The following is a 25,715-nucleotide window of genomic DNA, read 5'->3' as shown; positions in this document are numbered from 1 at the left end:
TCTCGCTACTCATTCGCAATTTAACGTATCACTGACTGGCAGCGATCTCGCATCCCCTACGAAGATGATTAATAACTCATCAAAAGCGATGAATAAACAAATAGTATTAATTGTATTGCTGGGGATTATCTAATACCTGACTGCTTCGTTCAAGTATTAGGCAGGTGCAATTTAACATTACCTCGATATCAGGGGACAATTTCCGAAAATGTGCTCAAAACACTACTAGATTTTGTGAGGGTATGTACAATGCTGCTCACTTGGTCCGAATAAGCAAAGAGGAATTCTCCATGACCAAATCAGCAGAGCTGTATCAAAAAGCGCAAGAGACTATCCCTGGTGGTGTAAACTCGCCCGTTCGAGCCTTCAACGGTGTAGGTGGCTCACCTATCTTTGTTGAGCGTGCCGATGGCCCTTTGATTTTTGATGCTGATGGTAAAGCGTACATTGACTACGTAGGTTCTTGGGGACCGATGATCTTAGGTCACAACCATGCCGTTATCCGCGAAGCCGTTATTGATGCCGCACAACGAGGCCTAAGTTTTGGTGCACCAACCGAAATGGAAATCAACATGGCTGAGCTAGTGCGTAAACTGGTTCCTTCTATGGAGCAGCTGCGTATGGTGAGCTCTGGTACAGAAGCGACCATGAGCGCTATTCGTCTTGCTCGTGGCTACACCGGCCGCGACAAAATCATGAAATTTGAAGGCTGCTACCACGGCCATGCCGATAGCTTGCTTGTTAAAGCTGGCTCTGGTGCCCTAACGCTTGGTCAACCTAGCTCGCCGGGCGTGCCTGCTGATTTTGCAAAATACACGCTAACGGCTCGTTTTAACGATCTTGAATCTGTTAGAGCACTTTTTGCTGCGAACAAGGGCGAAATTTCCTGCATTATTGTTGAGCCTGTTGCCGGTAACATGAACTGCATCCCACCGGTTGAAGGCTTCCACGAAGGACTTCGCCAAATTTGTGATGAAGAAGGCGCACTGCTTATTTTCGACGAAGTCATGACAGGTTTCCGCGTCGCGCAAGGTGGTGCTCAAGCGTATTACAACATCAAGCCAGACTTAACGACGCTAGGTAAAATCATCGGTGGCGGCATGCCTGTTGGTGCGTTTGGTGGCCGTAAAGAAGTCATGCAATACGTTGCCCCTACAGGTCCTGTTTATCAAGCAGGGACACTTTCAGGTAACCCTATCGCAATGGCTGCAGGTTATGCCTGCCTTACACTACTGTCTGAAGAGGGCAACGAAAAGCGCCTTGCACACAAAACTAAACAACTTGCGGATGGCTTTAAAGCCTTGGCAGACGAACATGGCATTCCAATGGTTGTCAATCAAGTTGGCGGTATGTTTGGTTTCTTCTTTACTGATCAAGAACGTGTTACTTGCTACGAAGATGTCGCTAAATGCGATGTTGAGCGCTTTAAGCGTTTCTTCCATCTAATGCTCGATCACGGTGTGTACCTTGCACCATCAGCATTTGAAGCTAGCTTTCTGTCTCTTGCTCACGGTTCAAAAGAGATCGAGGCGACATTAGAAGCCGCAGATCGCTGTTTTGCGATGCTGGCTAAAGAAGCGTAATTTTCTGAATTACTGAGTACAGTAGAAAATTATGAAACATGACATTAAGGGCTGAAATCAGCCCTTTTTTACGCCTGCCAGTGAAATGCAGCCAACAACACGATGACTGATACCATGAGCCAGAACCAAGGAATTTTTCGCTTAATTTTAACCTCTGACTGACACGTTTCTTTGCTATTGCAGCACCCCATAAAACCCCCACTAATCACAGTACTAAATACTAATTAAAATTGATCACTCCATATTTTACGTCCATTATATGCTCAATTGGTCGCCGTATTTGATTACTTAGTTTACCGACAATACGCTTACCAGTAATAAGTTGAAAGAACAGTACTAGCGATGGCCCGTTGCCTACGAGTAAAGCAACGCCGCGACGCAGAAAAAACAACTCTCGCTCATCACCTGATCGCATGCAGATTTCGCAGCCGATATAGTCAAAAAGGATCACTCGTGAAAACGAAAATGAACGTAACAGCAAGTCACTGGGTGCTCATCATCGCCCTGCTTTTAACTGGCTTTGCCTGTTACTTGCTCGTCGAGCCTTATATTAACTCGATCGTCATGGCATTTATTTTGTCACTATTGATGTTCCCTATCCATGAGTGGCTAGAGAACAAGCTGCCAAAACATAAAAACATTGTTGCCTTGTTATCATGCGTCATTCTGACCTTTATTATTGTCATGCCATTGCTGCTGGTTTTTAGCGCCATCGTTCAGCAAGGATCGGTCTTTTCACAAAACATGTATCACTGGGTGACCGGTGGTGGCATTCAAGAAGTCTTTGCTCACCCTTGGGTCGTTAAAGGACTTTCTTTCATTAATGACTACCTACCCTTTGATAAAATTGACCCACAAGACATCGCCAAAAAAGCCGCTGAATTTGCGACCTCACTTGGTTCAAATCTAGTGGCAATCAGCGCAAAAATTCTTGGTGATGCCACCAGCTTCCTCATGAATTTCTTCTTAATGCTATTTGTGTTGTTCTTCCTACTGCGCGATCACGATAAAATCATTGCTGCCATTCGCCACATTCTGCCCTTCTCTCGCAGTCAAGAAGATCGCTTGTTGAACGAGATTGAAAAAGTGTCGAAGTCGGCAGTAATGGGCTCGTTTTTAACCGCTATTGCGCAGGGTGCCGCTGGCGGATTTGGTATGTGGGTAGCCGGATTCCCTGGGCTATTCTGGGGAACAATGATGGGCTTTGCCTCATTTATTCCTGTGGTTGGAACCGCATTGATTTGGATTCCAGCAACGGCTTACTTACTGATTACTGGCGAAACGCAGTGGGGAATATTCCTCGCCATATGGAGTATCGCGGTGGTGGGCTCTATTGATAACGTATTAAGACCCCTGCTAATGCAAGGTAGTGCCGGTATGAATACGTTGATGATTTTCTTCTCCCTGCTTGGTGGTATTCATTTATTTGGTCTTATCGGCCTGATTTATGGCCCGATCATTTTTGCTATCACTATCGTACTTTTCAATATGTATGAAGAAGAGTTTAAGGACTTTTTAGATAGCCAAGATAACAGCTAGAATGCTTTTTTAGTCTGGGGGTTTATGAGAGAATCCCCTCCCTTTTTCAGTTTCCAAGAGATGACGTTCATGTCGCATTACATCGCTCCCAGCCAGATTGCCGAAAGACAGCTTGAGTACTTCGCAGGAAAACGTGTGCTGGTCATCGGTGAAATAGAAGACCAATTCCCGATTGATTTGAGTAAGCATTGCGACAAAGTCACGGTATTTACTAGCAATTACTGTACTTACCGACAACTTCATCGCTCGGAACAACTTTGCTGTCACTTTGGTGCTAATTTACCAGACACGATCGACGCAGATATGATCTTAATGTATTGGCCAAAAGCTAAAGCAGAAGCGCAGATGCTATTAGACATGTCGTTAGCGAAGCTAGGTCAAGATACTGAAATCGTCGTGGTCGGTGAAAACCGTTCAGGCGTAAAAAGCGTGGAGAAAATGTTTGCGCCTTATGGCGTGATTAAAAAATACGACTCAGCACGTCGTTGCTCATTTTATTGGGGGCAATGCCAAACAGCACCCGCATCGTTTGATTTGCAATCATGGTTTAAGTCCTACCTTGTCGAGCTGGACGGCCAGCAATTAGTGGTAAAAAGCCTGCCTGGTGTCTTTAGCCATGGTGAGTTTGATTTAGGTAGCCAGTTGCTACTCAATAACCTCCCCCCACTGCATGGAAAAGTCCTCGATTTTGGTTGTGGCGCTGGTGTACTCGGTGCTTTTATGGCACTACGCTACCCGGATATTTCTCTGCAAATGTGTGATATTAATGCCTTTGCTATCGAGTCTAGTAAGCAGACCCTACTCGCTAACGGCTTGAAAGGCGATGTCTTAGCTTCTGATGTCTATTCTGATCTGTCGTCAGATTTTCAGTTCATCGTAAGCAACCCGCCATTCCATGCTGGTCTAGACACCAGTTACTCTGCAACTGAAGAGCTGCTAAATGATGCACCGACGCATCTTAAAGCCGCAGGAAATATCCTCATTGTAGCGAACAGTTTCCTTAAATACGCGCCTATCATCGAGCGTCAATTTGGCCATTGCCACACTCTCGATAAAAATCGTAAATTTACTATCTACCATGCAACAAAATAACTCGCGTATCTAAACAAGAATATCGGCAATACTCATCATTAGCATCCGTATTGCCGTTCTACTCTACAAGCCTCTCATAACGCCCTGTTTAACCGCCACTTTTATTATTGCTGACATAACAAGCTTCAATCTGCTTTCAAGCAATCATTAATTATGAGTGACCTCACACGCTTTGTATCCAACTTACTTGCTAAAGTAAAAAAAGTATTTAGATTAGTAAGGTCAGACGTTTTATAGCAAAACGCACATCTTCACTTACTCACTAGATACCCCTTAACGGCCTAAGACTTACATATGTTCAAGCTGCATAGAAAACAGAAATTTAAACGATTACAGAGCACTTTGATGATGGCCTTTTTGGTGCTCAGCATCACTCCACTTACTGTCATTGCTCTGTTTTTTCTTAATGCTCACAGCCAAGATCTTCGCGATCAAAGCACTACGCACCTTGTTTCGGTTCGCGATACAAAAAAACAGCAGGTTCTCGATTACTTTGATGCGCAGAAGTCCGAAGTCATGGGCTTTGTGCGCTCAGAGCTTGCCTATGCCAGTGGTGGGCGATTTTACGGCATAGTCAACGCATTCCAACGTTTAGGCGATGACATAGAGCAAGCTCAACAACATGCACAAGAGCGCTACATTACAGGCTCTGGCGATCAAGTAAAAACCTCAATCATGCCCGACTCAAGCAGCTATGTTGGCAGTGAACGTTACCGACTGCTCCACAAACGCTACCACCGCGCATTTGTGGAGCACCTTAAGCGTTCTGACTTTGACGATATCGTCTTGGTCGATTTAACGGGTAACGTTACCTACTCGGTGTTCAAACACGATTACTATGGTACCAACCTCAATACAGGCCGCTTTTCTCAATCGATATTAGGCTCTACCTTCGCGACTTTAGACCAAGAAGTAACGCAAAAACGTAAGGACAACGAAGAATACACGCCGGTTATCATTTCTGACTTTGCCTCCCAAGGAGAGCAGCAATACGCTTGGCTAGGCGCCCCGATTATTCAGCAAGGGTATTTACACAGTTACGCACTATTTCGTTTACCAATTAAAGGGATCACTAAGCTCATCAATAGCGGCAGCACCACCGACATCAACCTTCTTTTGGTCGGAAATGATGGCAAAGCTAAAATGATGGGGTTATCCGCAAAAAGCATCACACAAAGCGAACAAGTCATCCAAAAAGCGCTATCAGGTGAAACTCAAGTCGGAAGCTACAGCAATACTCTCGACAACCAATACTTAGCGGCTTTCGCACCCGTTCAATTTGCAGACACCACATGGGCGCTCGTTGCAGAAACGCCTGAGTCCGTGGCGTTTGCCAGTATCCGTCAACTGGAAAAGCTATTTGTCATTGCTATGCTTAGCGCGATTATATTAGTGGTGATCGCTTCGCACTACCTCTCCAATTTCATTACCTCGCCACTTCTTAAGCTAACATGGGCTGCCGAGCGAGCATCTGGAGGTGATCTCGAGCCATCAATCATTAGTGCTAACCGCAAAGATGAGATAGGTCGGCTGGCACTAAGCTTTGAGCGTATGCGCCGCTCTATCAAGGATAAAATCGAGTTAATTAAGAACCAAAACCAAGAGCTAGAACAAAACCTCATTGTGATTAAAAAACAGAATGAAGAACTACAACTTGCCAACAAATTAAAAGATGAATTTCTTGCCACTACCTCCCATGAACTAAGGACACCGCTACATGGCATGATTGGTATTGCTGAAGCCATGATATCTGGTGCTAATGGCCCGATTGGCGCCAATCATCGCTATCAACTGGATATTATTGTTAACAGCGGTCAAAGGCTGGCAAGCCTTGTAGATGACCTTCTCGATTATCACAAGATGCGCTATGGCAGCCTTGCAATAGAGCGTTCCGCCGTGAGCCTAACCAGTGCGACACAACTTGTTCTCGACTTATCCCAGCACCTGTTGGGTAATAAAAAGATTCGCATTATTAACCAAGTGTTAGAACCTATTCCTTACGTATCCGCTGACCCGCAGCGGTTAGAGCAAGTACTGTATAACTTGGTCGGCAACGCCATAAAATACACCAATGAAGGAAAAATCGTATTATCAGCAACTGCGATGGATGATCATATCCGCGTTCAAGTTGTCGATACTGGACATGGCATCCCTGCACAGCAGCTAGAGCATATTTTCGAACCATTAGTACAGGCAGGACACGATTCAGGGCACTATCGCCAAGGAGCAGGACTAGGGCTCTCTATCAGCCGACAACTCATTGAGTTAATGGGTGGCTCACTCTACGTCAGTAGCCAACCGCATGTAGGAACCACATTCAGCTTCACCCTGCCATTAGCTAACCAAGAAGAAGTGGAAGCCATGTCTTACGTGCCGCAATCTAATCACTACCAAGTGACGGAACAAAGCGAGTTAGCAATCGATGACGAAGAAACCCTTCCTGACAACCCTGATGGGCCTAGAATCCTTATCGCTGATGATGAGCCAGTTAACCTGCGTATTCTAGAGAGCTTTTTACGACTTGAAGGCTATCAAGTCACACTCGCTAAGGATGGCATAGAAGCCATGGCGACCATTGAAAAAGACAAACCAGACCTACTACTACTTGATATCATGATGCCAGGAATGAGTGGATTTGAAGTCTGTGAAACGCTACGTGAGCAATACGATCACGCTGCTCTGCCCGTCATTATGCTCACCGCGCTAAATCAATCAGAAGACCGTGTTCGTGGTTTTGAAGTTGGCGCTAATGACTACTTATCCAAACCATTTAGCAAACAAGAACTGGCGGCAAGAATTGCAGCCCACCTGCAAGCGAGCAAGGCAGAGGTAAGGCGGGCAGAAAACCAAAGTCTTAAATATGAACTAAAGCAACGTGCTCTCGTCGAAGCCAGCCTACTGGAAACACAAGGGCGACTCATTGAGCAGCTCGACACTGCACCAGAAGCTATTTTGTGCGTACGTAATGATCTTAAAATCCAATTTGCCAATCAAGCGGCGGCAGCGTTATTCAAACGAAATGTTGAACAGCTAAAGCGTTCAAGCTTAGATGACCTCATTGCGCCTAAGTTCGTTAACCTATCTCAAGAGCATTATTGCGGTGACATTGATATCTTTATAGAAGATGTAAGACAGCGTATCAATGCCGACATTTTAACGCTACCAGAAGGCTCTGGACTGCGCAGTGTCTATATCTTTGAACAAGGTAAAAATACTAACGTATCGCGCGTTAGAAACCTTGAAACCGCCATTGATGCACTTTCTAGCTACGCCATTGAAGGGGATAAAGCCAAGCTACAAGAATTAAAAGAGCTAGGAGGAGAGTTTACTCGACTGGCCGATAAAGCCAGCGACGAGCAAAAATCTCGCCCTGAATTAATGCGTGAAATACTGGTAGAAGCGATGACAAATTCATTGACTTACTGGGAAGATGTCACCGGACAATCGAAGTTTGCCTTTGCAGAACAAAGTGGCCTCTGGCGGGTTTACCTAGATCGAAGCACGCTACAAACTCGAACGTTAGACAAATACTTACGGGTAGAAACGCTGCCTAAAACCCCTCGCTGGCGAACTGTATTGAGTTCAATGGAATACATTTTGGAGCACTGCCACAAACAAGGCCCTGAGCGCGACCACATCATCGCCTGTAGAGACAGGCTGCAGAAGTTGTTAACCAGTTAATTAACTCATGCGTTCATTGTCTTAATTCAGCATGTTAGCTTGCCCTACAAAAAAGCCAGTCTTCAATTTAACATTGAAGACTGGCTTTATTATTAGTGTCGTTCTATTCCAGAGTCGCTATCGCCACTAGGTTGGGAGAGCAGGCTCTCCCAATTTATAACCGCTTATGCAGGCTCTTGGAAAATAACTGTATCAGCTTTTTCTGTATACTGCCCCATTAAATGGAAGTTCAAATAACGGTAGGTGTCTGCCGCAGTGGCATCAATTTGCTGCATGTACTCTAAGTACTCTTCCTTGTTTGGAATGCGACCTAGAATAGCACCAACAGAAGCGAGCTCAGCAGAAGACAAATAAACGTTCGCACCTGTACCCAAACGGTTCGGGAAGTTACGTGTCGATGTTGACATCACTGTAGAAGCGTCAGCCACTCGCGCTTGGTTACCCATACACAGAGAACATCCTGGTGTTTCGATACGCACGCCCGCACGACCAAAGATACCGTAGTAACCCTCTTCTGTTAGCTGGTCTTTATCCATCTTAGTTGGTGGTGCAATCCACAAACGAGTATCCAACTGACCAGTAAACTTATCAAGAAGCTTACCCGCAGCACGGAAGTGACCAATATTCGTCATACATGAACCAATAAAGACCTCATTGATTTCGGTACCTTGAACATCAGCCAGCAAACGAGCATCATCTGGGTCATTTGGCGCACAAAGAATTGGCTGGTCGATATCGGCCAAGTCAATTTCGATAACGTGAGCATATTGTGCATCGCTATCCGCCTGCATAAGATCAGGGTTTGCTAGCCACTCTTCCATTGCCACAATTCGACGTTCAATCGTACGACGATCACCGTAACCTTCAGAAATCATCCACTTAAGCATGGTGATATTTGAATTAAGGTACTCTTCAATCGACTCTTGAGATAGCTTCACCGTACAACCTGCGGCGCTTCGCTCTGCTGACGCATCAGACAATTCAAAAGCTTGCTCTACTGATAGGTGCTCAACACCTTCAATCTCTAGAATACGACCAGAGAACTCATTGATCTTACCCGCTTTTTCAACAGTAAGTAGACCTTGCTGAATGCCGTAGTAAGGAATCGCATGCACAAGATCACGCAGTGTAATACCAGGCTGCATCTCACCTTTAAAACGAACCAAGATAGACTCAGGCATATCCAACGGCATCACGCCAGTTGCAGCAGCAAACGCCACCAAACCAGAACCAGCAGGGAAAGAAATACCAAGAGGGAAACGAGTATGAGAGTCACCACCAGTACCAACAGTATCTGGCAACAACATACGGTTCAACCAAGAGTGGATAACACCATCCCCCGGACGTAGCGATACACCAGCACGGTTCATAATGAAATCTGGCAGTGTATGGTGCGTATTCACATCAACCGGTTTTGGATAAGCCGAAGTGTGACAGAAAGACTGCATCACTAAATCCGCAGAAAAGCCAAGACAAGCGAGATCTTTGAGCTCATCACGCGTCATTGGTCCTGTGGTATCTTGTGACCCAACCGTTGTCATCTTAGGTTCGCAGTAAGTACCTGGACGAATACCTTCTACACCACAAGCTTTACCCACCATTTTTTGCGCAAGTGTAAAGCCAGTACCTGTATCTTCAACTTCAACCGGACGACGGAAGACTTCAGAAGGCGCCATACCTAGCGCTTCACGAGCACGATCCGTCAAGCCACGACCAATGATTAGAGGAATACGACCACCGGCTTGTACTTCATCAATCAGTACATCGGTCTTCAATGAAAACTCAGCCAGTGTCTCACCGCTCTCATGGGCGCAAACTTTACCTTCAAACGGGTAAATATCAATCACATCACCCATGTTCAGTTTAGTCACGTCCACTTCAATCGGTAGTGCGCCTGCATCTTCCATGGTATTGAAGAAGATTGGGGCAATTTTACCACCTAGAACATAACCACCTGCGCGTTTATTCGGAACATTAGGGATATCATCGCCCATGAACCAAAGCACAGAGTTTGTTGCTGATTTACGTGAAGATCCCGTACCAACAACGTCACCAACGTAAACCAATTGATGGCCTTTTTGTTGGAGCGCTTCAATTTGTTTAATTGGACCAATAGAACCTTGTTGATCCGGTTCTATGCCTTCACGAGCATTTTTTAGCATTGCTAGCGCGTGAACAGGGATGTCCGGGCGAGACCAAGCATCTGGCGCTGGCGATAGGTCATCGGTATTCGTTTCACCGGTAACTTTGAACACCGTCAGTGTGATTTTTTCTTGGAGCTTTGGCTTAGACTGGAACCATTCAGCTTCCGCCCACGACGTCATAACTTGCTTAGCGTGCTCGTTGCCCGCTTTGGCTTTTTCTTCAACGTCATAAAATGCATCAAACATCAAAAGCGTATGAGAAAGTGCTTTAACAGCGATAGGGGCAAGCGCCTCATCATCAAGTAAAGAAACAAGTGACTCTATGTTATACCCACCTTGCATTGTACCAAGCAATTGGGCTGCTTTTTCACGACTGACGAGTGGTGATTCAACTTCACCTTTTGTGATAGCCGTAAGGAAACCTGCTTTAACGTAAGCGGCCTCATCTACGCCCGGTGGAATACGGTTCTCAAGAAGATCAAGGATGGCTTCTTCTTCACCTTGAGGGGGATTTTTTAATAGCTCAACAAGTCCAGCAACTTGTTCAGCGTCTAGGGGTCTAGGAACAACTCCTTCGGCAGCACGCTCTTCGACGTGTTTACGGTAGGCTTCAAGCACGACTTTTTCCTCTCATTGCGGTCCCTCCTTAATAATTAGAATTAGGAGTGGACATCCTTGGAAACTTGGCTCTCCCTCGCCATTTTTCGTCATCAAATCCTTTAATGATCAGCATTAGAGAGGCCAAACTGTGGGGCGAAGAATAGCAAATTTAACGATAAATTAAAATCTTATCATTTTGACCAACATAGCAACTTCGAGCAAAATCCATGATTTTCACTCGCATCTATGTAGAAAACTTTACTTATTTCACTCGCAAATTCTGTTCACAGGCACGCACCTGTGAACAATTGTGGGCTGAATTAATATGCAGCACCAATGATTAAATAAAACGACCGTAATCCTGTTTCAACCTGACCATAGGAGAACATTATTGGCCCAACAGGCGAATCGATACCGGCAAAAATGGATCCGGCCATAAACAGTGGCGCACTCGATATCCCTTGATCACCATCCCAAACCCCACCGTACTCAGCGGATGCCCCTAGATACACGGGGGATTTAAACATGCCAAAATCGTTGTCAAACCACCGATAGCGATACACTAGGCTGCCATACAGTTTATTTTCGCCAATTAAGCTATTTCTTGGGATACCTGATAAATTCAAAAAGCCACCCAGCTCTCTTGGGTTGACGGGTAATGTAGCGTTTTCTGTTTCAATGACCGCATAATCAAACGAACCAACAAAGGTATTACGCCCAAAAGTGTGCGCATACTTAGTTTCCGCCGTAATTTCATAGGCGGTATCAGAAAAGTCCGACGGCGCTTCATTAATATTTTGTTGACCGCTATCTTTAGACAGTAAGTACTCTAAGTTGATATACCAACCTTTCGTCGGCAAACTGAAATCATCGAGGGTGTCCAGCTTATAATTTACAAACATCCCTTGACGATCAAAATCAAACGTTCCTGATGAAGGTAAAGGTGACACATAAGACTCCCCCTGAACAAAACGACCACCGAGCTTAAATTCTTGCCACAAAGTAGGGGCATAGCCTACCGCTAGCTCTCCTAGCCATTCACGATACGTCACGGGAACAAAATCGGCACTGCCTTCTAAGGCTGGATCAAGACAACCTGTGCGATCCGCATTAGGCGTGCACAGTACATTTCGTTTTTCGTTGCCGTACTTAAGACCCGCTAAGAAGAAAAAATCTTGGTTGGTGACAAATGGCGAATACAGCTCCGCCTCTATTCGCTTATCGGTGCCAAAATCAGCATTGACTCGCAATTCGGCGCCGCGATCATTGAGATCAGTAAAGTTTGTACTTACACCAATGGCATAGAAGCTATTAGCATTAAAATCCTCTTCAAGATAAAAGCGGAAATCCATGTAGTTTGGACCCCATGACTTTTCTTTCACGTCCACCACCAGTGCCGTGTCTTCACCTAGCTCTTGGTACTCGTAAGTGATGAGTTCAAATCGGTCTAAAGCGTAGAGGTTTTCTATTTTTTCTTCTATGTCATCCGTTTCGAGGATCTGACCTGATTTTAGTGACAAATTATTGCTCAACAAACTGTCGCTATAATGCGTCTGGTTATTGATGACAACTTTATCAACCTGCGTTTGATCGCCATAACGAAGGTGACGACGAGCATTTTGCTTGTTTTCAATGTACTGCTGGAACTGGGAAGAAGAAACGGATAAATGCTGTAGTTCATCTGCAATTTGATAAGCGGCTTCATACCCTAATTCATATGCTCTCGGCATACTCGAGAAGTCAGTAGTCGCGATTTTCCCCACTTCCGGATGCATGTAAACATCATTTTCACCAAGCGACTGCATCTGTTCTTCCGTACTACGACGAACCAAATAGTTCGACAACTGCTCACCAACACTCAAAAAACTACTAAAGTCATCACGGGTCTTATAATCACTACTGATATCCACGGCGATAATAAGATCAGCACCCATTTCTTTAGCAAGCTCAACCGGCATATTGTTGGTCACGCCACCATCGACCAACAAAAGATCGCCTAATTCATAAGGAGGCAACGCGCCCGGAACCGACATGCTAGCCATCATGGCGTCGACTAAATACCCTTTATCAATCACCACGGGCTCAAGTTTAAGGATATCTGTAGCGACGGAGCGATAAGGGATAGCTAAGTCATCGAAAGATTGAAATTTAGGTAGGTTACCGGTTGTTTTGCGCAAAATACGTAACATATTCTGCCCTTGCACCACACCTTTTGGCGCCTCAATAGAACCAAAATGCAAGCCAATGTCCGTACGAATTTGATAACGGTCTTCTGCTTCTTTATCTCGAATTCGGCGCTGACTGCGATTTACGCGATCCACATAGCCGTTATTCCAATCAACCGTATGGATGAAACTTTCAATCTCATCAGCACTCATACCCGTGGCATACAGACCGCCAACATAAGCACCCATACTGGTACCTGTCACGATATCGACTGGGATATTCATTTCTTCGAGCGCTTTAAGCACACCGATATGCGCCGCGCCTTTTGCACCACCACCCGCTAACACAAGACCAATTTTTGGCCTTGCCTTATCACTATTTGCAGTATTCTCTTGAGCCGTTTGTTTAACTGAGGTTGCAGTTTCGCTTTCTTGCGCGCATAACGTTGCACTACCCCATGTAAAAACTGACGCTATAAACCATCCCGTTAGGCGTTTCACATTCATCCCTAAAAGCGCTCTCAATTTGATTATTCTAATATATCAGTATTTTGCATCATAGCTATAGCCTAACCGCTTATCTCAAACGTATCCATTGTTTCGATAAGCGGCAGCTTGGCTCGTTCTACAATTAAATGTTGTGACACTTACCTTTTTACTTTAGTGACAATTACCAATCAAACAGGTTCTTTATCCACTGTTTGGGTTGGTTGTCACACGATGCCTTCAATTTCCCCGATTCATCCCAGACGGGTAACTCAAATGCATTGCCGCAATCGAGCTGTAGTGAACCATTGGTGGTTTTATTGAAACCAATCATCGTGATATTTTTTGGCCACGGCAAAATAAGCTGCTCCGGCACGCGAGCGGCTAAGTAATCGGAATACACGCGAAGAGCGCCACTTGAACCGGTTAACTTGGTCGATTTGTTATCATCTCTACCTACCCATATGGTGGTCACTTCTCGGCCGTCTACCCCTACAAACCAGCTATCTCGCGTATCATTACTGGTGCCGGTTTTCCCCGCCAATGCTGCGTGAGGAAACAGGCTATTTAAGTATCGCCCTGTCCCTTCAAGCACGCCTTTTTTCATCGCATAGGTAGTCAGCCAAGCAGCTTGTTGTGGCACTTTTTGTGTCGCTTTAGGCAAAGACTGATACAACACGTCCCCATCCACGCTCACCACGGAACGTAGCGCTGACAAATTAGCTTGTCGACCAGAGTTTGATAACGTTTGATACATCTGCGCCACCTGATAAGGCGTTAATGATATCGCGCCTAAAAACATCGACGGTACTGGCCTTATCTCGCTGGCATCGACCCCAAGGCGCACTAGGGTACTTGATACATTTTTAATACCCAGCGACATCCCTAAACGAACGGTAGGAACGTTCAGAGACTTCGCGAGCGCTTCATACAATGGCACGTCACCGCGAAACTTTCGATCGTAGTTTCTAGGCTGCCACACATTGCCTTTACTGCCCTTCAGGGTCAGTGGCGCATCATCAAGTGTTGTTGCTAAATCAAACCTGTCTGGCTGCTCTAACGCCGTTAAATACACGGCAGGTTTCACGAGAGAACCAATAGGACGACTCGCGTTCAGCGCTCGGTTAAAACCACTGTAGCCAGTGCGTTTTCCACCAACCATGGCACGAATTTCACCGCTATTACGATCAACCGCTATCGCTGCCGCCTCTAACCCTTTGCCAGACGTTTTTTCTAGCTGTGGCAGCCGTCTCGCGATCGCTTTCTCAAGTTGATCCTGTGAAACTGGGTCAAGAGAGGTATAAATACGCACCCCACCTTCAGCATTAATTTTATTGCCAAGCTTTTGATTTAGCTCTCGCTTTAACTGCTGAAAGTAAGCGGGCTGACGACTGGCAATCTGCGGATTTTTTTGTAAGTCGAGATCGCGGCTCGCCGCCATTTCAAACTCACGCCCGGTTAACAGGTTTTGATCCATCATCAAGCGCAACACCAAGTCCCGACGCTGTTTTGAGCGCTCAGGATGGCGAATTGGGTTGTAATAAGACGGACCTTTCACCATGCCGACAAGCAGAGCTAATTGATCAATACGCAACTCTTGTAGCGGCTGACCAAAATACAAACGAGCAGCAAGACCGAAACCATGAATCGCCTCCCCTCGGCTTTGCCCTAAATACACTTCATTGAGGTAGGCCTCTAAGATCTGGTCCTTGCTATATCGATAATCCAGTATTAATGCGATATACACTTCACGTAGCTTACGCCACAGCGTGCGCTCACTGGTCAGGAAAAGGTTTTTCGCTAGTTGTTGTGTCAGGGTACTTCCCCCTTGTACCGTTCTTCCCGCACGTATATTGGCAAAAAATGCACGAGCGATTGCAGTAGGTGACACACCATCATGCTGATAGAAGTCTCTATCTTCCGTGGCGAGCAACGCATCTATCATGATTTCCGGAAACTGGTCACGACGTAAGAATAACCGCTGCTCATCCGCATTCTTCTCTAGCATTCCTAGCATTTTGGGTTCAATCCGGAGAAAGCCAAGGTTGCCTTTTTTCTCTAACGATTGAATTCGAACTAATTCATTGCCTTCAAAGTACAACATGACGTGACGATCAGGTTCAGGGCCGTCAGCAAACTCAAATGGACGGCGAATCAACTCAATCTTCGTTGATGATGAGGAGTACTCTCCTGGGTTGCGAGGCTGGTTCACCTTACGATAGCCAAGCACATCAAGTTCATTACGTAGCTGCTGAATCTCGATCGCATCGCCTGTCGACAAATTAAGCACACGCGCATAAACAACGGTAGGCAAATCAAACAACTGCCCTTCAAAACGCTCTTTCACCACCTGATCAAGATAAAAGCCGACCGCAGCAAGCGCCACCCCGCCAACTAATGCCAATTTCCAGCCAATAGAGAACAGTCGTTTTCCAAGCGTTGAGCGCCCTTTCTTTTTGGCAGGCTTACGCTTCTTAGGCGCACTTTTTGCTCTCGGTTTTGCTGCGGTTTTGGTGGTTTTTTTGGTTGTTGGTTTTTTACCTGTCGCCGCCAACTTTCTAACTTCTATCATGAGTTCAACTGTCTTTTGGTTTTGTGCGTTGCCTGATGATTTATTGGATCATCCGGCCATGGGTGTTTGGGATAACGTCCTTTCATCTCTTTTTGAACGTCTTTGTATGCGCCTTGCCAAAATGCGGCAAGGTCTTGTGTAATTTGTAACGGTCTTTGTGCTGGAGAGAGTAGCTCCAGCACTATCGCTTGGCGACCATGTGCTATCAATGGTGAAGCTCGTTCACCAAACATTTCTTGAAGCTTGACCGACAACATAGGCGCTTGCCCGATCTGATAGCGAATTTTTTTCTTTGCGCCTGTTGGCACAGCTAGATGCGTCGGCAAAGCATCATTCAACACTTTTAACGCCTCCCATCCTAGGTACGCCTCGAGTGCAGGCATAAGATTGAGCGCTTTTAGCCCCTTCATGGATGAAATGCCATGCATAAAAGGCAGCAACCACTGCTCTAAGTGGGACAATAATGCCTCCTGTGACATTTTCGGCCATTGAGGTACATCAAGCCAATCTCGTGCACACTCTACCCGAGTGACGAATTCATTCACAGATGGTGTCCAGTTGAGTACTGATACGCCGTGACGACGAACGGTCGCTAATAATGCCCCACTGACATCAGCATCGTCTGGGATAGGGATGATTTTTTGCTTCAAGATGATCGCGCCAAGCTGTTTCACTTCACTGGCAGTCAATCCCCCTCGCTTATCATCCCATTCCAGACGCTGTTTGTTTTCAATTAATTGAGGTGCTAAGTGTTCAATACTGGGAATATCTACGCTGAGTGCTTTAAAGATCTGACTAGCACCTCGCCCGGTATTCAGTACATCCACAACAACAAGATATTCTTCATCTGCAAGCTTGTCATGATCGTCAATTTGCACGCCGTGACCGTTAGCTAATAAGAACTGACCCGAATTTCCCGAGCGTTTCGCCGCAATTCTATCTGGGTAACCTAAGGCTGCAAGTATCCCGAGCAACGACTCATCACTCTCTTTCAAGATAAACCGATACTTGAGCTTCTGAGCTATCGATTTAGCTCGAAGCATTAGAGCAACACTACGAGTATGCTGCCCCGTCTGCCAGCGATGTAACGCATACCTTAAGTCAATATTCCCTCTTTCTGGCTCTTCAATTAAACAGCACAACGCAATAGCAGTGGTTAGCTCGACAGCGCCTAATGGCTGGGCTTGCAGTAGCAAGCTGGCGAGGCGAGGCTCAACGCCAAGTGTATGAGCGCGCTGCCCCAACGACGTCAATTGCGATGAAGCATCAAGCAACTGCAGTTGCCTTAATAGCGCCTTAGCCTGCTCAATATGCGTCGCTTTCGGTGTATCTAGCCACCCTAAAGTGGTTACATCTTGGCATCCCCATTTGAGCAGCTCCAACATCAAAGCAGCTAAGTCACTGCGTAATATCTCTGGCGTGCTTTGCTGTGGCTGCTGATTAAATTGACCTTCACTATACAAGCGAATACAAACCCCGGGCTCAAGACGTCCTGCTCGCCCACTGCGTTGAATTGCAGAAGATTGTGCAATGCGCCCTTGTGCTAGCTTGGTTACACCAGTTTTTAAATCGAAGGCAGCCTGATTCTCTAACCCAGAATCTAATACAATTCGAATGCCCTCGATGGTTAATGAGGTCTCAGCAATATTGGTCGCAAGCACTATTTTTCGCTGACCTGACGCTGCTGGCTGTATCGCCCGTTGCTGAGCTTTAAAGTCTAACTGGCCATAAAGCGGACAAATGTCATAGCCACTTTGTAATTGCGTCAAACTTTGTGATTGTGTTAACAACTCCTCAGTCCGTTTTATTGCCCCTACGCCTGGTAAAAAAGCCAGCAGCGACCCTGAGTGATTAGACATCGCTGATAGGATCTGCTGACACATGGCTTGAGGCAAGTTGTCATTCACCCCTAATGGCCGATAGGCAACCTCAACGGGAAAGGATCGGCCTTGAGACTCGACATAACGTGCTTGGGGTAAAACACGCTTAAGATCATCGCTATCCAATGTCGCTGACATCAGTATGAGCTTGAGATCATCTCGCAGCGCTTCTTGTACCTCTAAGGTAAAAGCTAGCGCGGTATCAGCATGCAAGCTTCTTTCATGAAATTCATCAAATATGATTGCGCCAATCCCGTTAAGCTCAGGATCGTCTTGGAGCATTCGAGTCAGTACGCCTTCTGTGACAATTTCAAGCCGTGTGCCTTTACTGACTTTACTTTCACCACGCACCCGATAGCCCACAGACTCCCCAACTGGCTCTGACAATTGTTGTGCTAAATACATAGCAATATTTCTGGCGGCGATGCGACGCGGCTCTAACATGATAATTTTGCCATCGATCGGCTGATGACGAAGAAGCTGCAACGGAAAGTACGTTGATTTCCCCGCCCCTGTTGGCGCCTTCAAAATCACTTGGTTTGAGTTTTCAATCGCCTCAAATAACTCAGATAACACGTCTTCAATAGGGAGTTGTGACAACGGAAAAGCCTTGTGCTGTAATGTGAGCTCTCATTCTAATAAAAAATGGCCATGAAATGCACTTCGATCCTCCTTTAGAGTCAGGAAAGCTCATTAAACGATATAAACGCTTCCTCGCAGATATCACCACCGCATCCGGAGACGAGGTCACCATTCACTGCGCGAACACGGGCGCGATGACTGGCTGTGCCGTCCCTGGTTCGACCGTTTGGTACTCCACGTCAGATAATCCGAAAAGAAAATACCCAAATAGTTGGGAGTTAACCCAAACTGATAGTGGTGACATGATTTGTGTTAACACAGCTCGAGCTAACACTCTTGTGGTAGAAGCCATTAATAATAATGTGATTGAAGAGCTAAAAGGTTACCAAACGCTGCGCACTGAAGTGAAATACGGTCAAGAAAACAGCAGGATCGATATTTTGTTGCAAGACAGTGAGCGGGTCGATTGCTACATTGAAGTAAAGAGTGTCACACTGCTAGAAGAATCAGGACAAGGGTATTTTCCAGATGCTCAAACGACAAGAGGTCAAAAACATCTCAGAGAGCTCACGGAAATGGCTCAATCTGGAAGCAGAGCCGTATTATTATTCGCTATTTTGCATTCAGGCATTGAAAAAGTCTTTGCCGCACACCATATAGATGCGAAATATTCACAATTACTTGAGCAAGCAAGGGAAGCTGGGGTTGAAGTACTTTGTTATAAAGCATCATTTTCAGATAATGATATGACGCTCTTATCTCGGGTCAATTACGAACAAAAGTGATGACACGTTCACAATGATAAGAACTTTAACAAACATCGTTTGCCACAAGCATTTCTTTTTGCTATAGATACCCGCCTTAAAATTAACTGTTCGCACAGTTGACTAGGTTTAAGTAGGAGATGCTGTATGCCAGAATCAAAGAAAAAAGCGCTAGGCATCCTAGCCATTGCAGGGGTTGATCCTTACCAGGAAAAAGCCGGTGAAGAGTACATGTCACCAGCTCAAATGGATCATTTTAGAAAAATCTTAGGCGCTTGGCGCAACCAACTTAGGGAAGAAGTTGATCGTACTGTGCACCACATGCAAGACGAAGCTGCTAATTTCCCTGATCCGGTTGACCGTGCATCTCAAGAGGAAGAGTTCAGCTTAGAGTTGCGTAACCGTGACCGTGAGCGTCGCTTGATTAAGAAAATCGAGAAAACACTTAACAAGATTGAAGAAGACGACTTTGGCTTCTGCGAATCTTGTGGCGTTGAAATCGGTATTCGCCGCTTAGAAGCCCGTCCTACTGCCGATTTATGTATCGACTGTAAGACACTTGCAGAAATCAAAGAGCGACAAATGCAAGGCTAATATATAGCGATAAAAAGGGAGCAAACGCTCCCTTTTTTGATCATTCAAGATGATCATATCAATGCAGCAATAACGCTCTACACTGTCTTAATAATCAACTCTGTCTTTTATAATAAACTATGTATATAGGTCGGTTATGTATATAGGTCGATTCGCGCCCTCTCCATCGGGACCATTGCACTTTGGCTCCCTAGTTGCCGCACTGGGCAGTTACTTTCAAGCCAAAGCTCAATCAGGCCAATGGCTCGTCCGTATCGAAGATATTGACCCGCCACGTGAAGTTGCTGGCGCTGCCTCTCTTATTCTAAAGACGTTAGAAGCGTATCAATTAGTTTGGGATGGCGACGTGCTGTACCAAAGCTCACGTCTTGCAGCCTACCAGCAGCAAGTTGATCAATGGTTGTCATCAGACGATGCCTACTTTTGTGAATGCACTCGTCGACAAATCAAAGAAACACACGGATTTTATCAAGGCACATGTCGCTACAAAGGCTTAACTGCATCAGGCAACCAAGCGGTTCGCTTGAAAGTGACCCACCCAATTAGTACATTTGATGACCAACGCTACGGCTCGCTCGCTATTCCTGCAGGTTTAGTGCACGAAGACTTTATCATTAAACGTAGAGATGGGCTGTTTGCCTATAACTTAGCGGTAGTACTCGATGATATCTATCAAGGGATAACCGAAGTGGTCCGAGGCGCCGATTTAATAGAGCCTACAGGGCGACAAATTAGTCTCTACAAAACGCTCAATGTGACGCCGGTGAGTTACCTACACTTACCCCTTGCTATTGACGATAGCGGCAATAAACTATCCAAACAGAACCATGCTGCCGGTATAGATTTAACCAATCCCGTGCCAACTTTAATGAATGCGATGCGCTTTCTTGGTTTCTCTTTAGATGACCATATGGCAGGCGCTACACCAGAAGAACTCCTAAAATGGGGAGTGGAAAATTGGCACTTGCAACAGCTATCCGATGCGCTCAAGATTAAACCGCCATTCTCAAATGATGCACTCTAGGCTATCATAAGCGGCAAAATTCAAGCGACAGGAACGAAACGTGACGGATGAGCCGTCATTTTTTCTCACCTAAACTGCGTTAAGATTATGAATAAAACTGAAAATTCCAAAAATGTTCACGAGGTTTATGGTGACATTGCACTGCATGTCTATTCTCGCGAAGAGCACACTGTCTCGCGTCAGAAAATCAGTGATAATGCGCTAAAAGTACTCTATCGACTACACAATGCTGGCTATGAAGCCTATCTTGTGGGCGGTGGTGTGCGTGATCTCTTGCTTGGCGAACACCCAAAAGACTTTGATATCGCTACCAATGCGACACCAGAGCAGATTAAAACCCTATTCCGTAACTGCCGTTTAATTGGCCGCCGCTTCAGACTCGCCCACATCATGTTTGGCCGAGATATCATTGAAGTCGCGACGTTCCGTGGCCACCATCAGGAACAAGAGAAGAACGTTTCTCAACAAAGTAAAGATGGTATGTTACTGCGCGACAATGTCTACGGCAGTATTGACGAAGATGCAGAGCGTCGTGATTTCTCAATCAACGCGATGTACTACAATATCGGTGACTATTCGATTCACGATTATGCCGGTGGCATTGAAGATCTTGAAGACCGCATCATTCGCCTTATTGGGGAACCTGAAGTCCGTTACCGTGAAGACCCGGTGCGTATGCTTCGTGCCACCCGCTTTGCCGCGAAACTCGATTTTGATATCGAAGAAGATACGGCAGCGCCAATTGAAGAATTGGCGCCACTGTTACGTGATATTCCATCAGCACGACTTTATGAAGAGTCGCTCAAGCTGCTGCAAGCAGGCTGTGGTCTAGAAACGTATCACTTGATGCGCGAATACAACCTATTCCAACAGCTGTTCCCGATTATTGCTCCGCACCTAACACCGGACTATGCATCGAACACTGAGCAGATGTTAGATCTGGTACTCGACGCTACCGATCAGCGCATCGAAGAAGGCAAGCGAGTCAATCCAGCATTCATGTTTGCCGCCATGCTTTGGTATCCAATGATGGAACATGCCGTCAAGCTTATGGCGAGCCAAAACCTGTCTGACTATGACGCGGTAATGGAAGCCAGCAATATCATTTTGGATGAGCAGGTTAAATCAACCGCGATTCCAAGACGCCACACGGCTACTATTCGTGAAATATGGCAGTTACAGCTTCGTCTACCACGCCGCACAGGTAAACGTGCATACCGCCTAATGGAATTGAATAAATTCCGCGCTGGTTATGACTTCCTGGAAATGCGCGGGGAGATCGAAGGTGGTGAAGTTGCGGAACTGGCCAGTTGGTGGAATACATTCCAAACCGCAGGCCGCAATATGCGCCAAGCGATGGTGAATGATTTAGGTGGAACGTCAACCAAGTCAGGTAATCGACGTCGCCGCAGCCCTAAGAGCAAAAAGCCAAAGAGCAGCCAATGATCACTTGTTATATTGCGGTCGGCAGCAATCTGTCCGATCCCGTAGCACAAGCTTTGGATGCGATGGAAGCGCTAAAGTCACTGCCCAAGAGTTCGGTCATTCAATGCTCGTCACTCTACAGTAGCACACCTATGGGGCCGGCAAATCAACCTGACTACATCAATGCTGTCGTTAAAATACAAACCGAGTTAACGCCGCTTGAACTACTTGATTGCACCCAAGCAATTGAATTGGAGCAAGGGCGAGTCCGTAAAGATGAGCGATGGGGGCCGAGAACACTCGACCTTGATCTTATTCTTTACGGCAATGAGGTGATCGATTCCGAGCGTTTAACCATTCCTCACTATGGAATGAAAGAGAGAGAGTTTGTGCTCTATCCGCTTGCTGAAATCACACCTAATTTACAACTCCCTGATGGGACTGAGCTCACGAGTTTGCTTAAGCAAGTCGATCGTAATGGGCTGAGCGTTTGGCAATCATAGCCAACGCCCAAATAAGGATAAAAAATGAAAAAAATCACCATCAACGACCTAATCAAGTGGAAGCAAGAAGGTCGAAAGTTTGCTACATCAACTGCATACGATGCTAGCTTTGCAGGGCTATTTGAAAGCCAAAACATGCCAGTATTGCTCGTTGGCGATTCTTTGGGCATGGTATTACAAGGCAAGACCGATACTTTACCGGTAACAGTTGAAGATATCGCTTACCACACTCGCTGTGTTCGTGCTGGTAGCCCGAATTGCTTACTGATGGCTGATATGCCATTTATGAGCTACGCCACACCTGAGCAAGCCTGTCAGAACGCCGCTCAATTGATGCGAGCAGGCGCTAACATGGTGAAACTCGAAGGCGGTGACTGGTTAATCGACACAGTAAGAATGTTGACTGAACGAGCCGTTCCCGTCTGTGCACACTTAGGTCTCACCCCTCAAAGTGTCAATATTTTTGGTGGTTATAAAGTACAAGGTCGCGACCAAAAGAATGCTGACCAAATGGTACGTGACGCGTTAGCGTTGCAAGAAGCGGGCGCACAAATCGTCTTACTAGAATGTGTGCCACAAGACTTGGCTAAACGTATTACAGAAGCGTTAGATGTCCCTGTTATTGGTATTGGTGCTGGTAATGTTACCGATGGACAAATTCTTGTGATGCACGACATGTTCGGTATTTCTGCTAACTACATGCCAAAATTTTCAAAAGACTTCTTAGCTGAAACCGGCGACATGCGTCTTGCTATTGCTAAATATATTGCTGACGTGGAAAGCGCTGCTTTCCCAGATGACGCACATACGATTGCCTAGGGGGAATCATGCATACTTTTGCTGATATCGCAGAGTTAAGAGAACAAATCGCGCAATTTAAACGTGAACAGCGTCGAATTGCGTTTGTTCCAACCATGGGTAACCTTCATGAAGGTCACTTGACGTTAGTGCGCAAAGCGCGTGAGCAAGCCGATATCGTGGTGGCAAGTATTTTTGTCAATCCGATGCAGTTTGAGCGCGCTGATGATCTCAACAATTACCCTCGAACTCTAGAAGAGGATTTGAGTAAGCTGAGTGCTGAAGGAGTGGACATAGTGTTCACGCCGACGCCTGAGATCATGTATCCACACGGTTTAGATAAGCAGACCTTTGTCGAAGTCCCTGGCATCTCTTCGATGCTAGAAGGGGCGTCTCGCCCAGGTCACTTCCGTGGTGTATCCACTATCGTGGCAAAGCTGTTCAACATCGTTCAACCTGATGTGGCCTGCTTCGGTGAAAAAGATTATCAGCAACTCGCGCTCATTCGCCAAATGGTCAATGATCTTGCGATGAATATTGAAATCATCGGTGTACCTACCGTCCGTGAGATGGATGGTCTTGCCATGAGTTCTCGTAACGGCTATCTAACCATGGATGAACGCCAACGTGCGCCAGTGCTTGCGAAAACGATGCGTTGGATCAGCAGTGCGATACGTGGTGGAAGAGATGATTACGCTTCTATAATCGAAGACGCGAACGACCAATTGCGCGCCGCAGACTTACAACCAGATGAGATATTCATCCGTGATGCACAAAGCCTGCAAGTCATTAGTGAAGAATCCACTCAAGCGGTGATTTTGATGTCAGCTTACCTAGGTCAAGCTCGATTAATTGATAACCAGGTGCTGGACTTAGCCCAAAACAGCAATGAAGCAGATGCTGAGCCAGCGGCTTAGTGCTTAATGCTTAATGCTTAATATAAAATAAAAAAACGCTCACATATTGTGAGCGTTTTTTATTGATGCTTCGCACGAGTGACTCGCACTAATCGCCATTGCTAAACTTTGAATGACTTAATCTTACCGTCTAACTCAGCGGCATTACTCTCCATCATCTCTGACGTTTCTAGCAATTCAGTAACCACAACAACCGATGCTTCAACTAGCTCTCTTACGTTGGTGAGGTTTTGATTCATCTCTTCCGCAACACTACTTTGTTGTCCTGCTGCCGTCGCGATTTGGAAGTTCATATCATTAATCTGATTCACTTGATTCACAATGCCGTCCAGTTCACTTCCAGCATTGGTAACCAGCTCCACGCCATCGGCTGCTTCAACGACACTTTTTTCCATTAGTTCAACCGCAGAATTCGCACTCGACTGAAGATGAGAAATCATCTCTTGGATTTCGACCGTCGCTTGCTGAGTGCGCTGTGCTAAATTGCGTACTTCGTCAGCAACCACAGCAAAACCACGCCCAGCCTCACCGGCACGCGCCGCTTCAATCGCCGCATTTAATGCCAATAGGTTCGTCTGCTCAGAAATACCTTGAATCGTACCAACAACGCTACCAATAGACTCGACTCGTTCTTCTACTTGATTCACCGCAGCAGCAGAAGCTGAGATATCATTAGATAACTCATTCATTTTAGTCACTGTACCCTGCACAAAGCGCTGGCCAGTTTCCGCCTGTCCTGACGCCTGCTCTGTTAATTGCGACGCATTTTGGGCATGATCAGCGACCGTTTGTACTGTTGAGGTCATCTCACTCATGGCTGTCGCCAGTTGGTCAATTTCCTGAAACTCTTCTTGAGCCGATTCTTTCGTTTCAGACATACTCAAGGTCATAATTTCAGTCAATGATGATAATTCCTGAGACGTCGCGACTTGAGTTTTGATTACATCTTGCAATTGAATTCGGGTACGCTCTAATTCTCTAGCGACGTCGCCATATTCATCTTTGCAATCCATATTAATTGGTACCGTCAGATCTTTATCTGCCATACGCTTGATAGCAAGGTTTAGATATTGAGTCTGTTTTAACATTGTTTTAGCGGCGAAGAGTAATAACGTGACGAACACCACGATCATAGCGACCGTTTGCCAAACCACCTGCACTAAATACGCTTCATAGTGCTCTTGCGCTATCGCTACATTCTGTGTCGCAGCCAAAAGAGAATCGTAAAACGTACTTGCATCCCAAAGTTGCTTTCCAATTAGAAGCAAGGTGCTAAATACCATTAACATCAACATCTTCGGTACGAGTCGAACATCGGTGATGAGTCGCTCCCAGGGCTTAAATGCCAGTGTTGTCATTATTCGTT

Annotated in this window: 16 protein-coding genes; 11 read left to right on the top strand and 5 right to left on the bottom strand. The window is 45.9% G+C overall.

What is annotated here, in order from left to right:
• Nucleotides 1–290 precede the first annotated feature (290 nt).
• The 4 genes from hemL (at nt 291) to L4D74_RS01415 (ending at nt 7,895) form a co-directional block, all read left to right on the top strand.
• The gene (hemL, locus tag L4D74_RS01430) at nt 291–1,583 is read left to right on the top strand and encodes a glutamate-1-semialdehyde 2,1-aminomutase (protein ID WP_428750386.1); all 1,293 of its coding nucleotides are present in this window, start codon (nt 291–293) and stop codon (nt 1,581–1,583) included.
• Between the two features lie 465 nt (nt 1,584–2,048).
• Nucleotides 2,049–3,122 carry an AI-2E family transporter gene (locus L4D74_RS01425; RefSeq protein WP_428750668.1) on the top strand — a complete coding sequence of 358 codons (1,074 nt, stop codon included), beginning with the start codon at nt 2,049–2,051 and terminating at the stop codon, nt 3,120–3,122.
• Nucleotides 3,123–3,191: 69 nt separating this feature from the next.
• A complete protein-coding gene (rsmC, locus tag L4D74_RS01420) occupies nt 3,192–4,214 on the top strand; it encodes a 16S rRNA (guanine(1207)-N(2))-methyltransferase RsmC (RefSeq protein WP_428750385.1) in 1,023 nt (340 codons plus the stop codon).
• Nucleotides 4,215–4,508: 294 nt separating this feature from the next.
• Nucleotides 4,509–7,895 carry a response regulator gene (locus L4D74_RS01415; protein WP_428750384.1) on the top strand — a complete coding sequence of 1,129 codons (3,387 nt, stop codon included), beginning with the start codon at nt 4,509–4,511 and terminating at the stop codon, nt 7,893–7,895.
• 164 nt (nt 7,896–8,059) lie between these two features.
• Here the strand turns inward: L4D74_RS01415 and acnB are convergent, their stop codons facing one another.
• From acnB to hrpB, 4 genes are all read right to left on the bottom strand, one after another.
• A complete protein-coding gene (gene acnB, locus L4D74_RS01410) occupies nt 8,060–10,657 on the bottom strand; it encodes a bifunctional aconitate hydratase 2/2-methylisocitrate dehydratase (RefSeq protein ID WP_428750383.1) in 2,598 nt (865 codons plus the stop codon).
• Between the two features lie 302 nt (nt 10,658–10,959).
• Nucleotides 10,960–13,311, bottom strand: a complete 2,352-nt coding sequence (locus L4D74_RS01405; RefSeq protein ID WP_428750382.1) for a patatin-like phospholipase family protein — start codon at nt 13,309–13,311, stop codon at nt 10,960–10,962.
• 163 nt (nt 13,312–13,474) lie between these two features.
• Nucleotides 13,475–15,862, bottom strand: a complete 2,388-nt coding sequence (gene mrcB, locus L4D74_RS01400) for a penicillin-binding protein 1B (RefSeq protein ID WP_428750381.1) — start codon at nt 15,860–15,862, stop codon at nt 13,475–13,477.
• Entirely contained in the window at nt 15,859–18,342 is a 2,484-nt protein-coding gene (gene hrpB / locus L4D74_RS01395) for an ATP-dependent helicase HrpB (protein ID WP_428750380.1), read from the bottom strand. The genes mrcB and hrpB overlap by 4 nt, the downstream gene beginning before the upstream one ends.
• Nucleotides 18,343–18,398: 56 nt before the next feature.
• Here hrpB and sfsA point away from each other — a divergent pair, with 56 nt between their 5' ends.
• The 7 genes from sfsA (at nt 18,399) to panC (ending at nt 24,349) form a co-directional block, all read left to right on the top strand.
• Nucleotides 18,399–19,109 (top strand): DNA/RNA nuclease SfsA, encoded by a 711-nt coding sequence (gene sfsA, locus L4D74_RS01390; protein WP_428750379.1) that lies wholly within the window; start codon nt 18,399–18,401, stop codon nt 19,107–19,109.
• A 126-nt stretch (nt 19,110–19,235) separates the two neighbouring features.
• Entirely contained in the window at nt 19,236–19,682 is a 447-nt protein-coding gene (dksA, locus tag L4D74_RS01385) for an RNA polymerase-binding protein DksA (protein WP_250615776.1), read from the top strand.
• Between the two features lie 136 nt (nt 19,683–19,818).
• A complete protein-coding gene (gene gluQRS / locus L4D74_RS01380; RefSeq protein ID WP_428750378.1) occupies nt 19,819–20,706 on the top strand; it encodes a tRNA glutamyl-Q(34) synthetase GluQRS in 888 nt (295 codons plus the stop codon).
• Nucleotides 20,707–20,793: 87 nt separating this feature from the next.
• On the top strand, nt 20,794–22,152 hold the full coding sequence (gene pcnB / locus L4D74_RS01375) for a polynucleotide adenylyltransferase PcnB (RefSeq protein ID WP_428750377.1): 1,359 nt from the start codon (nt 20,794–20,796) through the stop codon (nt 22,150–22,152).
• On the top strand, nt 22,149–22,634 hold the full coding sequence (gene folK, locus L4D74_RS01370; protein ID WP_428750376.1) for a 2-amino-4-hydroxy-6-hydroxymethyldihydropteridine diphosphokinase: 486 nt from the start codon (nt 22,149–22,151) through the stop codon (nt 22,632–22,634). The genes pcnB and folK overlap by 4 nt, the downstream gene beginning before the upstream one ends.
• Nucleotides 22,635–22,658: 24 nt before the next feature.
• On the top strand, nt 22,659–23,453 hold the full coding sequence (gene panB / locus L4D74_RS01365; protein WP_428750375.1) for a 3-methyl-2-oxobutanoate hydroxymethyltransferase: 795 nt from the start codon (nt 22,659–22,661) through the stop codon (nt 23,451–23,453).
• Nucleotides 23,454–23,461: 8 nt separating this feature from the next.
• On the top strand, nt 23,462–24,349 hold the full coding sequence (gene panC, locus L4D74_RS01360; RefSeq protein ID WP_428750374.1) for a pantoate--beta-alanine ligase: 888 nt from the start codon (nt 23,462–23,464) through the stop codon (nt 24,347–24,349).
• 101 nt (nt 24,350–24,450) lie between these two features.
• Here panC and L4D74_RS01355 read toward each other — a convergent pair whose 3' ends face one another.
• Nucleotides 24,451–25,707 (bottom strand): methyl-accepting chemotaxis protein, encoded by a 1,257-nt coding sequence (locus tag L4D74_RS01355; RefSeq protein ID WP_428750373.1) that lies wholly within the window; start codon nt 25,705–25,707, stop codon nt 24,451–24,453.
• Between the last annotated feature and the right edge of the window lie 8 nt (nt 25,708–25,715).

It is taken from the genome of Vibrio cionasavignyae, from assembly GCF_050337155.1.
GTDB lineage: Bacteria > Pseudomonadota > Gammaproteobacteria > Enterobacterales > Vibrionaceae > Vibrio > Vibrio nomapromontoriensis.
This window is presented reverse-complemented; position numbering and strand designations above follow the sequence as displayed.

Coding starts and splice junctions, on each gene's coding strand:
- folK (WP_428750376.1), top strand. CDS start 22,149: ATGATCACTTGTTATATTGCGGTCGGCAGCAATCTGTCCGATCCCGTA.
- dksA (WP_250615776.1), top strand. CDS start 19,236: ATGCCAGAATCAAAGAAAAAAGCGCTAGGCATCCTAGCCATTGCAGGG.
- L4D74_RS01425 (WP_428750668.1), top strand. CDS start 2,049: ATGAACGTAACAGCAAGTCACTGGGTGCTCATCATCGCCCTGCTTTTA.
- panC (WP_428750374.1), top strand. CDS start 23,462: ATGCATACTTTTGCTGATATCGCAGAGTTAAGAGAACAAATCGCGCAA.
- L4D74_RS01355 (WP_428750373.1), bottom strand. CDS start 25,707: ATGACAACACTGGCATTTAAGCCCTGGGAGCGACTCATCACCGATGTT.
- sfsA (WP_428750379.1), top strand. CDS start 18,399: ATGCACTTCGATCCTCCTTTAGAGTCAGGAAAGCTCATTAAACGATAT.
- gluQRS (WP_428750378.1), top strand. CDS start 19,819: ATGTATATAGGTCGATTCGCGCCCTCTCCATCGGGACCATTGCACTTT.
- mrcB (WP_428750381.1), bottom strand. CDS start 15,862: ATGATAGAAGTTAGAAAGTTGGCGGCGACAGGTAAAAAACCAACAACC.
- L4D74_RS01405 (WP_428750382.1), bottom strand. CDS start 13,311: ATGAATGTGAAACGCCTAACGGGATGGTTTATAGCGTCAGTTTTTACA.
- rsmC (WP_428750385.1), top strand. CDS start 3,192: ATGTCGCATTACATCGCTCCCAGCCAGATTGCCGAAAGACAGCTTGAG.
- hemL (WP_428750386.1), top strand. CDS start 291: ATGACCAAATCAGCAGAGCTGTATCAAAAAGCGCAAGAGACTATCCCT.
- pcnB (WP_428750377.1), top strand. CDS start 20,794: ATGAATAAAACTGAAAATTCCAAAAATGTTCACGAGGTTTATGGTGAC.
- panB (WP_428750375.1), top strand. CDS start 22,659: ATGAAAAAAATCACCATCAACGACCTAATCAAGTGGAAGCAAGAAGGT.
- L4D74_RS01415 (WP_428750384.1), top strand. CDS start 4,509: ATGTTCAAGCTGCATAGAAAACAGAAATTTAAACGATTACAGAGCACT.